This window comes from Streptomyces sp. NBC_00435, from assembly GCF_036014235.1.
In the GTDB taxonomy this organism is placed as follows: domain Bacteria; phylum Actinomycetota; class Actinomycetes; order Streptomycetales; family Streptomycetaceae; genus Streptomyces.
This window is the reverse complement of the sequence record NZ_CP107924.1, coordinates 6,007,510-6,020,717: the sequence shown is the minus strand read 5'-3', so window position 1 is coordinate 6,020,717 and position 13,208 is coordinate 6,007,510. Positions and strand designations below refer to the sequence as shown.

The window sequence follows — 13,208 nt, the reverse complement described above, 5'->3', positions numbered from 1 at the left end:
CAGGTCTTGTACGTTCTTGCACCATGCATGAAGTGATCAAGGAGATGGCGGACCGGCTGGCCGGGGTGCCGGGCGTGAGCGGAGTGATGCTCGGCGGCAGCCGGGCACGCGGCGAGCACCGGCCGGAATCGGACTGGGACCTCGGCGTCTACTACCGCGGCTCCATCGACCTCGCCGCTCTGGGCGCGCTGGCCGGACCGGACGTGGAGGTCGCCGGGCCGGGCGGCTGGGGGCCCTGGGTCAACGGCGGGGCGTGGCTGCGCGTGGGCGGTGTGGCGGTGGACTGGATCCTGCGGGACCTGGACCGGGTCGAGCGGGTCTGGGAGGACTGCCTCGAGGGCCGCTACGAGGTCGGCGTGCAGCCGGGGCACCCGCTCGGCTTCTGGTCCCCCTGCTACCCGGGCGAGGTGGCGCTCGGCCAGGTCCTGGCCGACCCGGCGGGGGAACTGGCCGCCCTGCGCGCCTCGGTCTCGGTCTACCCGGAACCGCTGCGGGACGCCCTGGTCGCGGCGGCCTGGGAGGCGGAGTTCCTCGTCGCGGGCGCCGCGAAGGGGGCGGCCCGCGGCGACGGCCTGTACGTCTCGCTGTGCCTGTCCCGGGCCTTCGGCGTCCTCGTCCAGTCCCTCTACGCGGCGGACCGGCGCTGGTGCCTGAACGAGAAGGGCGCCCTGGCCGCCGCCGAGCTACTGCCGTCCGCTCCGGCGGGTCTCGGCGAGCGCGTACGGACCCTGCTGGGCGCACAGGGCACGACGGCGCAGTCCCTGACGGCCACGGTCTCCGAGGCCCGCACCCTGATCGAGGAGACCCGCGCGGCGCTGGCCGCCTAAGGCCCGTCGTCCGGGTCCCGGCGCCGCAGCGGCTCACCGAGCAGCCCGGTGAGCTCCGCCCCGACGGCGGCGAGCAGCGGCCCGCCCCATACGCCTCGAGGGCGTCGACCTCCTCCTCCCCCTCTGCGCCCAGGGCTTCGAGGGACCAGGTGGCCGACGGGGCGGGTTCCGTGATCTCCACGAACCCCGCCTCCGACAGTGCGGTGCGCAGCTCTCCCCCGGCCTCGGCGACGCAGTAGGACGCCGCGTTCCCGTGGGGGTAGGCCTTCTCCGCCAGCGGGGCGAAGGCGGCCGCCAGTTCGGCGTGCGGCCCGGTCAGCCCGCCGATGACCACGAAGTCCGAGTCCGCGAAGCGTCCGGCCCACCCGGCGGCGGTCGGGCTGCCGCCGTCCAGCAGCGGCACCGCGCTCCCCCGGCCACCGCTGCCGTACGCGGCCCAGCCGTCGGCCTCCACCTCGGCCGGTGGCCGCGCGTGCGGACCGCTCGCGTCGGCCAGCTCGCGCACCCGCGCGTCCAGCAGGACCGACCGCACCCGGCCGGCCCGCACCGGGGCCATCGGCGCGAACTCCGCCACCAGCAGCGACCGCTCCGCGTCCGCGGTGAACCCGGCCGTCTCCAGCTCCTCGGCCAGGCCCGGCGGGTCGGCCCCGTACACCTTCCGCTCCACCACCGCGCCCGGCGGCGGCCACTCGGGCAGCCGCCCGCGCAACGGCGCCACGTACGCGCCCCACACCCTGGCCCGCGGCAACCGGTCCATGACCGGGAGACTAACCGGCCGCCCGCCCCCGCCGGTAAGCACCCGGCGGGACCCCCACGATGCGGGTGAAGTGCCGGTTCAGGTGCGGCTGGTCGGTGAAGCCGACGGTGACGGCCGCCTCCGCCGGCGCCGTCCCCGCGTCGAGGAGCCGGCGCGCCCGCCGGACCCGGGCGTCGGTCAGCCAGGTGTGCGGGGGCATGCCGTACCGGTCCCGGAAGGCCCGCAGCAGGGCGAACGGGCTGGTCCCCAGCTCCGCCGCGAGCTGCTCCAGCGACGGCGGCTCACCCATCCGCTCCTCCAGTACGGCCCGGGCCCGCTCGGCGTCGGCGGCGCCCGCGCGACGTACCGTACGGGCGGGCAGCGGCCCGGCGTGCCGGGTCAGCATCCGGGCCACCACACCGCGCAGCAGCGTGTCGGCGGCCAGCGCGTTGCCGGCCTCGGCGGCCCGGTGGACCTCGGTGATCACCCGCGAGGCCTGCGGGTCGGTGACCATGTCGGCGGTGAAGCCGGGGGTCCCGCGCGGGGCGCCGATCTCGGCGGCGACCTCGGTGATCAGCGCCCGGGAGGGGTAGAGGGTGGCGTAGGCCCAGCCCTCGGGGACCCCGGCGCGGGCGGTGTGCGGTACCTCGGGGTTGATCAGGACCACGCTGCCGGGTCCGGCGCGGATGGTGTCGCCCGGCAGGCCGATCTCCTCGATGCCGCCGGTGACGGCCGCGATGACGTACCCGTCGTGGGCGTGGCGCGGGAAGGTGTGGCGTACGTAGTGGGCGCGCAGCAGGTCCAGCCCGGGCAGTTCCGCGTACTGCCAGTGCCGTGCCCACTCCCGTCGGCCCTCGTCCGCTCCGGTCCCCGTCCCCATCCCCCCATTCTGCGCCCCGGCCTGCCGGGGCGTCCTCGCAGGTCCGGCCGGTTGTCAGTGGGCGGGTGCACGATGGGGGCATGTCCGGTACCGCGCTCGACTCCTTCTCCCCCGCGACCCGCTCCTGGTTCACGGGGGCCTTCGTCTCGCCCACCGCCGCGCAGGAGGGCGCGTGGCGGGCCATCGGCGCGGGCTCGGACGTGCTGGTGGTGGCCCCCACCGGCTCCGGCAAGACCCTCGCCGCCTTCCTCGCCGCCCTCGACCAGCTCGCGTCCACCCCGCCCCCGGCGGAGCCGAAGAAGCGCTGCCGGGTGCTGTACGTGTCTCCTCTGAAGGCCCTCGCCGTGGACGTGGAGCGCAATCTGCGCAGCCCGCTGACCGGCATCCGGCAGGAGTCGGTGCGCCTGGGCCTGCCCGAGCCGGAGATCCGGGTCGGGATCCGCTCCGGCGACACCCCGCCCGCCGAGCGGCGGGCACTGGTCACGAGACCGCCGGACATCCTGATCACCACGCCCGAGTCGCTGTTCCTGATGCTGACCTCGGCCGCCCGTGACGCCCTGGCCGGGATCGAGACGGTGATCCTGGACGAGGTGCACGCGGTCGCCGGGACCAAGCGCGGCGCCCATCTGGCCCTGTCCCTGGAGCGGCTGGACGAGCTGCTGCCGCGCCCGGCCCGCCGGATCGGGCTGTCCGCGACGGTCCGGCCGGTGGACGAGGTCGCCCGGTACCTCGCGCCGCGCGGCAAGGTGGAGATCGTCCAGCCGCCCTCGACCAAGGAGTTCGACCTGTCGGTGGTCGTCCCGGTCGAGGACATGGGCGAGTTGGGCGGCTCGCCGGCCACCGAGGGCAAGGAGGGCGGCGACAAACCGTCGATCTGGCCGCACGTGGAGGAGCGGATCGCCGATCTGGTCCAGGCCCACCGCTCCACCATCGTGTTCGCCAACTCCCGCCGGCTCGCCGAGCGCCTGTGCAACCGGCTCAACGAGATCGCGTACGAGCGCGCCACGGGCGGTCCGCTGCCCGAGGGTTCGCCCCCGGCCGAGATCATGGCCCAGTCGGGCGCCGCCCTGGGCGCGCCGCCGCTGCTGGCCCGCGCCCACCACGGTTCGGTCTCCAAGGAGCAGCGGGCGCTGGTGGAGGAGGACCTGAAGGCGGGCCGGCTGCCCGCCGTGGTCGCCACCTCCAGTCTGGAACTCGGCATCGACATGGGCGCGGTGGACCTCGTCGTCCAGGTGGAGTCCCCGCCCTCGGTGGCCTCCGGACTGCAGCGGGTCGGCCGGGCCGGGCACCAGGTGGGTGCGGTCTCCACCGGAGTCGTCTTCCCCAAGTACCGGGGCGACCTCGTCCAGGCCGCCGTGGTCACCGAGCGGATGCGCACGGGCTCGATCGAGTCCCTGCGGATCCCCTCCAATCCGCTGGACGTCCTCGCCCAGCAGCTCGTCGCGATGACCGCGATGGACACCTGGCAGCTGGACGACCTGCTCGCCCTGGTGCGGCGTGCGGCGCCCTTCGCGGCACTGCCGGACTCGGCGTTCACGGCGGTGCTGGACATGCTGGCCGGCCGCTATCCCTCGGACGCCTTCGCCGAGCTCAGGCCCCGGGTCGTATGGGACCGGGTCGCCGGGACGATCACCGGCCGCCCGGGGGCCCAGCGCCTCGCGGTCACCTCCGGCGGCACCATCCCCGACCGCGGGCTCTTCGGCGTCTTCCTCGCGGGCTCCGACCCGAAGAAGGGCGGCGGCCGGGTCGGGGAGCTCGACGAGGAGATGGTCTACGAGTCCCGCGTGGGCGACGTGTTCACCCTCGGCACCACCTCCTGGCGGATCGTGGACATCACCCGCGACCGCGTCCTGGTCACCCCGGCCCCCGGTGTCCCGGGCCGCCTCCCGTTCTGGAAGGGCGACCAGCTGGGCCGCCCGCTCGAACTGGGCCGCGCGGTCGGCGCGTTCCTTCGCGAGCTAGGCGGTCTCACGGCCGAGGACGCCCGGCTGCGGCTGCTGGCGGCCGGCCTGGACGCCTGGGCCGCCGAGAACGTCCTCGCGTACCTCGCCGAACAGCGCGAGGCCTGCGGCCACGTACCGGACGACCGGACCATCGTCGTCGAGCGGTTCCGCGACGAGCTCGGGGACTGGCGGGTCGTCGTCCACTCCCCCTTCGGCGCCCAGGTGCACGCCCCCTGGGCGCTGGCGCTCGGCGCCCGCCTCTCCGAGCGGTACGGGATGGACGCGCAGGTGATGCACGCCGACGACGGCATCGTGCTCCGCCTGCCGGACGCGGACCTGCTCAGCATGGACCTGGACCTGCTGGACCACGATCCGGCCCGGGACCGGTCCGACCGGTCCTTCGAGTTCGACGACGACAAGCCCCCGCTGGGCGCGGCGGACGTGGCCTTCGACCACGGGGACATCCAGCAGATCGTCACCGACCAGGTGGGCGGCTCCGCGCTGTTCGCCTCCCGCTTCCGCGAGTGCGCGGCGCGCGCCCTGCTGCTGCCGCGCCGCAACCCGGGCAAGCGCACCCCCTTGTGGCAGCAGCGCCAGCGCGCCTCGCAGCTGCTCCAGGTGGCCTCGGAGTTCGGCTCGTTCCCGATCGTGCTGGAAGCCGTACGCGAATGCCTGCAGGACGTCTTCGACGTGCCGGGCCTGACCGAGCTGATGGGCGACATCGAGGCCCGCCGGGTCCGCCTCGTCGAGGTCACCACCGTCGAACCCTCCCCCTTCGCCCGCTCCCTGCTCTTCGGGTACGTCGCTCAGTTCCTCTACGAAGGCGACTCGCCCCTGGCCGAGCGCCGGGCCGCCGCGCTCTCGCTGGACTCCCGGCTGCTGGCCGAGCTGCTGGGCCAGGCGGAGCTCCGCGAACTGCTCGACGCGGAAGTACTGGCGGAGCTGGAGCGGGAGCTCCAGTGGCTGACGGAGGACCGGCGGGCCAAGGACGCCGAGTCCGTGGCCGACCTGTTGCGCCTGCTGGGCCCGCTCACCCCCGCGGAACTGACCGCGCGCGGCGCGGACCCGGCGTGGGCGCAGTCCCTGGCGTCGGCCCGCCGGGCGATCCGGGTCCGGATCGGCGGCGAGGAGCACTGGGCGGCGATCGAGGACGCGGGCCGGCTGCGCGACGCGCTGGGCACCGCGCTCCCGGTGGGCGTCCCGGAGGCGTTCACCGAGCCGGTGAAGGACCCGCTGGGCGACCTCCTGGCCCGGTACGCCCGCACCCACGGCCCCTTCACCACGGTCACCGCCGCCACCCGCTTCGGTCTGGGCCCGGCCGTGACGGACGGCGCGCTGCACCGGCTCGCGGCGGCCGGGCGGGTGGTCCAGGGCGAGTTCCACCCGGCGGGCATCGGCCAGGAGTGGTGCGACGCCACGGTGCTGCGGCGGCTGCGGCGCCGTTCGCTGGCCGCGCTGCGCCAGGAGCTGGAACCGGTCCCGCCTGCCTCCCTCGCCACCTTCCTCCCCCAGTGGCAGCACCTGGGCGGGGCCCTGCGCGGCATCGACGGCCTGGCCCGTGCGATCGAGCAGCTCCAGGGCGCGGCGGTCCCGGCCTCCGCGCTGGAACGCCTGATCCTCCCGTCCCGCGTGGCGGACTACTCCCCCGCGCTCCTGGACGAGCTCACCACCACGGGCGAGGTGCTCTGGGCCGGCGCGGGCGCCCTGCCGGGCAAGGACGGCTGGATCTCCCTCTACCTCGCGGAGGCGGCGCCGCTCCTCCTCCCCCCGCCGCACCCCCTGGAGGCCACCCCGCTCCACCAGGCACTCCTGGACACCCTCTCGGGCGGCTACGGCCTGTTCTTCCGCCAGCTGACGGAGGCGGTGCGGGCCCGGCACCCCGAAGCCTCGGACCTCGACCTCGCCTCCGCGCTCTGGGACCTGGCCTGGTCGGGCCGCCTGACGAACGACACCCTGTCCCCGCTGCGCAACCTCCTCGGCTCGGGCCGCACGGCGGGGGCCACCGCCCACCGCGCCCGCCGTACGATCCCGCGCGGCCGCTACGGCACGCTCACCACCCCCGCCTCCCGGACGGGCCCGCCCACCGTGTCGGGCCGCTGGTCCCTGCTCCCGGCCCACGCCCCCGACCCCACCCACCGCGCGCACGCCCTGGCCCGTACCCTGCTGGACCGCCACGGCGTGGTGACCCGGGGTGCGGTGGCGGCCGAGGGGGTGGAGGGCGGCTTCAGCGCGGTTTACCGCGTGCTGTCGGCCTTCGAGGACAGCGGCCAGGCCCGCAGGGGGTACGTGGTCGAAGGCCTGGGCGCGGCCCAGTTCGCCATGGACGGCGCGGTGGACCGGCTCCGCGCCGCCGAGCGGACCCCGCCCCCACTGGCCGCGACGGTCCTGGCCGCCGCCGACCCGGCCAACGCGTACGGCGCGGCCCTGCCCTGGCCGGAGCCACCGGCCGGTGCCACCCACAAGCCGGGTCGCAAGGCGGGCTCCCTGGTGGTCCTGGTCGACGGCGAGCTCACCCTCTACCTGGAGCGCGGCGGCAAGACCCTCCTCGCCTGGCCCGATCCGGACGACCCCCGCCTGACGGCCGCACTGTCCGCCCTGACGGCCGCCTCCCGCACAGGCACCCTCCCCGCCCTCACGGTGGAACGCGTCAACGCCACCCCGTCCCTCACGTCCCCCTATGCCCCACCCATCGAATCGGCGGGCTTCCACGCCACCCCCCGGGGCCTCCGCCTGCGCTAGGGCCGGTCGTCGAACTCCCGTCGGCGCCCGAAGGGCGGCCGCGCGGCGGCTGGTGCGTGCTCCCGGCGTGCCGGGCGGCAGCCCGCGTACTGGACGTACTCGGGCTTTCGCCCGGTGCGGCGAGCGTGCGTGCCAGTCGCCGCGCGGCAGACGGGAGTCTGACGACAGGCCCAAGCCCCCCTCCGGAATCCCCCAGCCGAGCCCACGCACGACTCCCCAGCGCCGCGCCACACACCGAACGAACCCGAACGCCGTGCCAACCCAGGACGCCGTCCGACACCGCACCCCGGGACCAGCTCACAGCCGCCTCCGTTCCCCGGAAAACGGAGGAAGGGCGGGGCAGGGCGCGGCCCCGCGCAGCGACGGGGTAACCCGTGCACAACCCGGCCGCCCCAATTGGGGACCCAGGATCCCGCCCCCGCAGCCCCACACGGAGACCCGGGAACCCCCCTCGGCCCCGCACCCGGACCCGGCCCCGCCCCCGCAACCCCCCACGCGGACCCGGCCCACCCCCGCAACCCGCACGGGCCACTGCGCCCGCCGCCCGCCGCCCGCGCGGGACAATGGGGCCATGCCCGAAGGCGACAGCGTCTACCGCACCGCGGCCCGGCTCCGCGAGGCCCTCGCGGGCAAGGTGCTCACCCGGTCGGACCTGCGCGTCCCGCGCTTCGCCACCGCCGATCTCACCGGCCGCACCACCCTCGGGGTCGTCCCCCGCGGCAAGCACCTCCTCATCCGCCTGGGCCCGGCCTCGGCCCCCGACGCACAGACCCGCGAGGCCGCGACCCCCCTCACCCTGCACACCCACCTCCGCATGGACGGCACCTGGCGCGTCTTCCCCACCGCAACCGCAACCGCGGCTGCCGGCACGGCCACCACCCCACACCCCCCACACCCCACCCGCCCCGCCGGCCCCGCCGGCCCCGCCCACGAGATCCGCGTCATCCTCGCCACCGCCGACGACACCGCCGTCGGCTACCGCCTCCCCGTCGTCGAACTGCTCCGCACCGCCGACGAACACCGCGCCGTCGGCCACCTGGGCCCCGATCTCCTCGGCCCCGACTGGAACGCGGCCACCGCCGCCGCGAACCTCCTCGCCGCCCCCGGGCGTCCCCTCGGCGAGGCCCTCCTCGACCAGCGCAACCTGGCCGGCATCGGCAACATCTACAAGTCCGAGCTCTGCTTCCTCGCCGCGCTCACCCCCTGGACCCCCGTCGGAGACATCCCGCCGGCCACCCTCCCCCGTATCACCGCCGCCGCGCACCGGCTCCTTGACGCGAACAAGGCCCGCCACCGCAACACCACCGGCAGCCACCGCCCCGGTCAGGAGCTGTTCGTCTACGGCCGCGCCCACCGCCCCTGCCTGCGCTGCGGCACCCCGGTCCGCGAGGCCGCCCAGGCCGGCCGCCCCACCTACTGGTGCCCCCGTTGCCAATCCGGCCCGGCACTGTAGTTGACGCTCCGTCAGATACGGTCGTACCGTCCCCGCATGCCTACACCCACCGCGTACGACCTCACCGGCCGCACCGCCCTGATCACCGGGGCCGCCAGCGGCATAGGCCGCGCCACCGCCGTACTCCTCGCCGAGGCAGGAGCGGCCGTGCACTGCGCGGACCGCGACGAGCAGGGCCTCCAGGAGACCGCCGAACTGGTCACCAAGGCCGGCGGCCGGGCCACCGTCCACCCCCTCGACGTGACCGACCGGGCCGCGCTCAGGGCGGCGGTCGCCCAGGCCGGCCCGCTCGACATCACCGCCGCGATCGCCGGGATCATGCACAGCAGCAGCGTCCTGGAGACCTCCGACGAGGACCTCGACCGGGTCCTGGACATCAACTTCAAGGGCGTCCTGCGCACCTGCCAGGAGTCGGCCCGCGCCATGATCGCGGCCGGCCGCCCCGGCTCGATCATCACGATGGCCTCCGGCGCCGTGGACGCCGCCCAGCCGGGCCTGCTCTGCTACAGCGCCGCCAAGGCCGCCGTCGTCCAGCTGACCAAGACCCTCGCCACCGAGGCCGGCCCGCACGGCATCCGCGTCAACGCCGTCGCGCCCGGCTGGATCCGCACCCCGATGACCGGCCGCCACAGCCCCGAGGTCCAGCAGCAGACCGAGGCGATGATGACGCGGATGTCCCCGCTGGGCCGTGTTGGCGAGCCCGAGGACATAGCCCAGGCCGTGCTCTACCTCGCCTCGGACGCCTCGTCCTTCATGACGGGCCAGATCCTTCGCCCGAACGGTGGAGTCTCGATGCCCTGGTAGCCGCTCCCCCGGTCGCGGACTCCCCGGTCGCGGACTCCGAGGCCGCGGACTCACCGCCCAGCGGCTCCCCGGCCACCGACTCCCAGGCAGCCGGCTCATCACCGGCCCGTCCCCCACCCGGATCCCCACCACGCCCACCGCCCCCGCGTGCGCCCGTCCAACGACGGCCACCCGAGGGCCCCGGCACACAGTGCACCGGCAGGAGGCCCAGCCCCCAGCCCCCGACGGCGACCGCACCCTCCACCGGCCCGGCCTCGGCCGGCGTCAGGACCAGCCGCAGCACGGCCCACCACCACAGCAAGCCCGCCGACACAGTCAGGGCCAGGGCCAGGCCCACAGGTATGCGCAGCAACCGCCGCACGGCCACCTCCAGGGGCCGGAGACCCGGACGGGCCCCATCTTCCCGCACCCCCTCCGCCCCCGCACCCAGAACGGCCGGGAGCCCCGGCCGGTGCCTGAGGCACCGGCCGGGGCTCCCGGCCACACTCATACGCTCAGCGCGCAGTCACACGCGCTGACGAATCCTTCAAGCGGCTACGACATTCACCGCTTCCACGGGCGCCTTGATGGTCACCCGCTCCGGGCCACCCGTGACCGAGGTCACGGATACCGAATTGAGCATCGGGCGGACCGGTGCGGACACCGGTTCGCTTGCCGCGGCCGACTGTGCCAGCTCGGCGAGCGAGAGCTCGTCGCTGACCTCACGCATCAGCTCTGACATCCGTACGTCAAGCGCGTCGCAGATCGCGGAGAGCAGCTCGGAAGATGCCTCCTTCTGCCCCCGCTCCACCTCGGAGAGATAGCCGAGCGAAACCCGGGCGGACGAGGAGACTTCGCGCAGAGTACGGCCCTGGCGCTGGCGCTGCCGACGCAGCACGTCACCCAGCAGGCGACGGAGCAGAATCATCGGTGGCTCCCTCCTCTGACCGTGTAGCCGTAACCTTCACGCCCCACCGTACCGCCTCGCGCGGCGGCCGTGCGGGGAGCGATGTCGTGTTCACTCAGGGCTGCAAACATCAAATCCCCCCGTCCTGTTCCGTATCCTGCCCCCGCAGATTCTCGCGGAGTTCGCTCGCGAGCAGTTCGAGCACTGTCCGTGCACTCTCCCTACGAATTTCCGCACGGGAGCCGTTCAACCTCAGCTGGGCCGTTTTCCTGCCGCCGGGGCCCGCCACGGCGACGAAAACGGTGCCCACCGGCTGCCCGTCCTGGGCCTGCGGACCGGCCACGCCGGTGGTCGCGATGCCCCAGGAGGAGCCGAGTACGCGCCGCACTCCGGCCGCCATCTCCTCCGCGACCTGCGCGTTCACCGCACCCTCGGCCGCCAGCAGCTCGGCGTCCACCCCGAGCACCTGGTGCTTCAGCTCGGTCGCGTACGCCGTGACCGAGCCCCGGAAGGACCGGGAGGCACCGGGAACCGCCGTGAGCTCGGCCGCCACCATGCCGCCGGTCAGCGACTCCGCCACAGCGACCGTACCGTTACTCTCCGCGAGCAGGCGCAGCACATCTGCCGCAACCGTCCCGGTGTCCCCGGCAGCATCTCCGGCCTTCCGCACCGCACCACCCGTCACCGAAGAATCACCCGCCTCTTGCGTTACCGCGCCACGTGCCACGCCGTCCCGCATGCCCTGCCGCACGCCGTCCCCCGCGAGGTTCACCGCGCGGCACGCTCCGCGGCCAGTCCCTTGCGCCGGAGCACGACTGCCTGCCGGATGTAGTCCAGGCCGGTGACCACGGTCAGGACGACGGCGACCGCCATCACCCAGAACCGCAGCGTCGCCAGCGGCCCGGTCAGCGCGAGCACGTACATGCCCACCGCCGTGCCCTGGGCCAGGGTCTTCAGCTTGCCGCCCCGGCTCGCGGGGATCACGCCGTACCTGATGACCCAGAAACGCAGGAGCGTGATCCCGAGTTCCCGGCCGAGGATCACCCCGGTCACCCACCAGGGAAGGTCACCGAGCCACGACAGACACACCAATGCCGACCCCATGATCGCCTTGTCGGCGATGGGGTCGGCGATCTTCCCGAAGTCCGTGACCAGGTTGTACGTCCGGGCCAGATGCCCGTCGAAGATGTCGGTGATCATGGCGACGGCGAACGCCGCCCACGCCAGCGCCCGCCAGACGGGGTCGTATCCCCCGTCGGCGAGCAGCAGCATGACGAATCCCGGCACCAGGACCAGCCGGATCATCGTCAGGATGTTGGCGATGTTCCACAGGCTGGCCTGATTGACCGCCGCGGCGCCCAGCTTCGCGCCGGGCACGGGCCGGCGGCCGGTCCCGCCCGCCGCAGATGCCGGGGCTCCGGTCATCCGGCCGCCTCCTCAAGATCCACGCCCAGGGGCTCCGCAACCAGGTCCACACCGAGGGTGCCGACCACCTTCGCCGTGACGATACGCCCGGGGACGAGCCCCGCGCCGTCCGTGAAGACGACCTGGCCGTCGGTCTCGGGGGCCTGGTGGGCCGCGCGCCCGTAGGCACCCTCGCCGTCCTCGGCCTCGTCGATCGGGACGACCGTCTCGACGAGTACCTCCAGCGTCTCTCCGATCCGCTCCTCCGCGCGCTGCGAGGTGAGCTCCTCGGCGAGGCGCTGCATGTGGGCGAGGCGCTCGGAGATCGTGTCGGCGTCGAGCTTGTTGTCGTACGTGACGGCCTCGGTGCCGTCCTCGTCGGAGTAGCCGAAGACGCCGATGGCGTCGAGCCGCGCGTGGGTGAGGAAACGCTCCAGCTCGGCGAAGTCCGACTCCTTCTCGCCGGGGAAGCCGACGATGAAGTTGGACCGGACGCCGGCCGTGGGCGCCTTGGACCGGATGGTGTCCAGCAGCTCCAGGAACCGGTCGGTGTCCCCGAAGCGGCGCATGGCGCGCAGCACGTCGGGGGCCGAGTGCTGGAAGGAAAGGTCGAAGTACGGGACGACCTTGGGGGTCGAGGTCAGTACGTCGATCAGGCCGGGCCGCATCTCGGCGGGCTGGAGGTAGCTGACGCGGACGCGCTCGATGCCGTCCACCTCGGCCAGCTCGGGCAGCAGGGTCTCCAGCAGGCGGATGTCGCCCAGGTCCTTGCCGTACGAGGTGTTGTTCTCGGAGACCAGCATGATCTCCTTGACGCCCTGCTCCGCGAGCCAGCGCGTCTCGCCCAGTACGTCGCTGGGGCGGCGGGAGATGAAGGAGCCGCGGAAGGACGGGATGGCGCAGAAGGAGCAGCGCCGGTCGCAGCCGGAGGCCAGCTTCACGGAGGCGACGGGGCTCTTGTCCAGGCGGCGGCGCAGCGGCGCGCGCGGCCCGGAGGCGGGCGCGAGGCCCTCCGGCAGGTCCGCGGGGGCGGCCTCGGGCTCCTGGGCGTGGCCCGGCAGGGCCACAGCGGTGTCCTGGCGCGCCGCCGGGCTGATCGGCAGCAGCTTGCGCCGGTCACGCGGGGTGTGGGAGGCGTGGATGCCGCCGTTGAGGATGGTCTGGAGGCGGTCCGAGATGTCGGCGTAGTCGTCGAAGCCGAGTACACCGTCCGCTTCGGGGAGCGCCTCGGCGAGCTCCTTGCCGTAGCGCTCGGCCATGCAGCCGACGGCCACGACGGCCTGCGTCCTGCCGTGATCCTTGAGATCGTTGGCTTCGAGCAGGGCGTCTACGGAGTCCTTCTTGGCGGCTTCGACGAAGCCGCAGGTGTTGACGACGGCTACGTCCGCGTCGGCGGCGTCCTCGACGAGCTCCCAGCCATCCGCCGCCAAGCGGCCTGCGAGCTCCTCCGAGTCCACCTCGTTACGGGCGCAGCCAAGAGTGACAAGGGCGACGGTACGGCGTTCGGGCATGGGCTCAAGACTACTTCGTCCCGGC

The 13,208-nt window shown here is 74.3% G+C and carries 9 protein-coding genes; 4 read left to right on the top strand and 5 right to left on the bottom strand.

Features of this window, described 5'->3' with window-relative positions; genetic code table 11:
* The first annotated feature begins 23 nt into the window (after positions 1-23).
* Complete coding sequence (locus OG389_RS27660; protein ID WP_328301137.1) at positions 24-827, top strand: nucleotidyltransferase domain-containing protein; 804 nt, start codon at positions 24-26, stop codon at positions 825-827.
* 767 nt (positions 828-1,594) lie between these two features.
* On the opposite strand, the gene OG389_RS27655 is transcribed toward OG389_RS27660, so the two are convergent.
* On the bottom strand, positions 1,595-2,443 hold the full coding sequence (locus OG389_RS27655) for an AraC family transcriptional regulator (protein ID WP_328301136.1): 849 nt from the start codon (positions 2,441-2,443) through the stop codon (positions 1,595-1,597).
* Positions 2,444-2,523: 80 nt separating this feature from the next.
* Between OG389_RS27655 and OG389_RS27650 the strand changes: the two genes are divergently transcribed.
* The 3 genes from OG389_RS27650 to OG389_RS27640 all read left to right on the top strand — a co-directional run bounded on the left by OG389_RS27650 (position 2,524) and on the right by OG389_RS27640 (position 9,382).
* On the top strand, positions 2,524-7,125 hold the full coding sequence (locus tag OG389_RS27650) for an Lhr family helicase (protein ID WP_328301135.1): 4,602 nt from the start codon (positions 2,524-2,526) through the stop codon (positions 7,123-7,125).
* A gap of 571 nt (positions 7,126-7,696) precedes the next feature.
* Positions 7,697-8,578 (top strand): Fpg/Nei family DNA glycosylase, encoded by an 882-nt coding sequence (locus OG389_RS27645; RefSeq protein WP_328301134.1) that lies wholly within the window; start codon positions 7,697-7,699, stop codon positions 8,576-8,578.
* 36 nt (positions 8,579-8,614) lie between these two features.
* Complete coding sequence (locus OG389_RS27640) at positions 8,615-9,382, top strand: SDR family NAD(P)-dependent oxidoreductase (RefSeq protein ID WP_328301133.1); 768 nt, start codon at positions 8,615-8,617, stop codon at positions 9,380-9,382.
* Positions 9,383-9,908: 526 nt separating this feature from the next.
* Here the strand turns inward: OG389_RS27640 and OG389_RS27630 are convergent.
* The 4 genes from OG389_RS27630 to rimO all read right to left on the bottom strand — a co-directional run bounded on the left by OG389_RS27630 (position 9,909) and on the right by rimO (position 13,183).
* Positions 9,909-10,289: a helix-turn-helix domain-containing protein gene (locus OG389_RS27630; protein ID WP_328301131.1), complete on the bottom strand. Its 381-nt coding sequence runs from the start codon at positions 10,287-10,289 to the stop codon at positions 9,909-9,911.
* A 109-nt stretch (positions 10,290-10,398) separates the two neighbouring features.
* A complete protein-coding gene (locus OG389_RS27625; RefSeq protein WP_443059465.1) occupies positions 10,399-11,007 on the bottom strand; it encodes a CinA family protein in 609 nt (202 codons plus the stop codon).
* A 29-nt stretch (positions 11,008-11,036) separates the two neighbouring features.
* Positions 11,037-11,693 carry a CDP-diacylglycerol--glycerol-3-phosphate 3-phosphatidyltransferase gene (pgsA, locus tag OG389_RS27620; protein WP_328301129.1) on the bottom strand — a complete coding sequence of 219 codons (657 nt, stop codon included), beginning with the start codon at positions 11,691-11,693 and terminating at the stop codon, positions 11,037-11,039.
* A complete protein-coding gene (gene rimO / locus OG389_RS27615) occupies positions 11,690-13,183 on the bottom strand; it encodes a 30S ribosomal protein S12 methylthiotransferase RimO (protein WP_328301128.1) in 1,494 nt (497 codons plus the stop codon). Before rimO ends, pgsA begins: the two co-directional genes overlap by 4 nt.
* Positions 13,184-13,208: the final 25 nt, after the last annotated feature.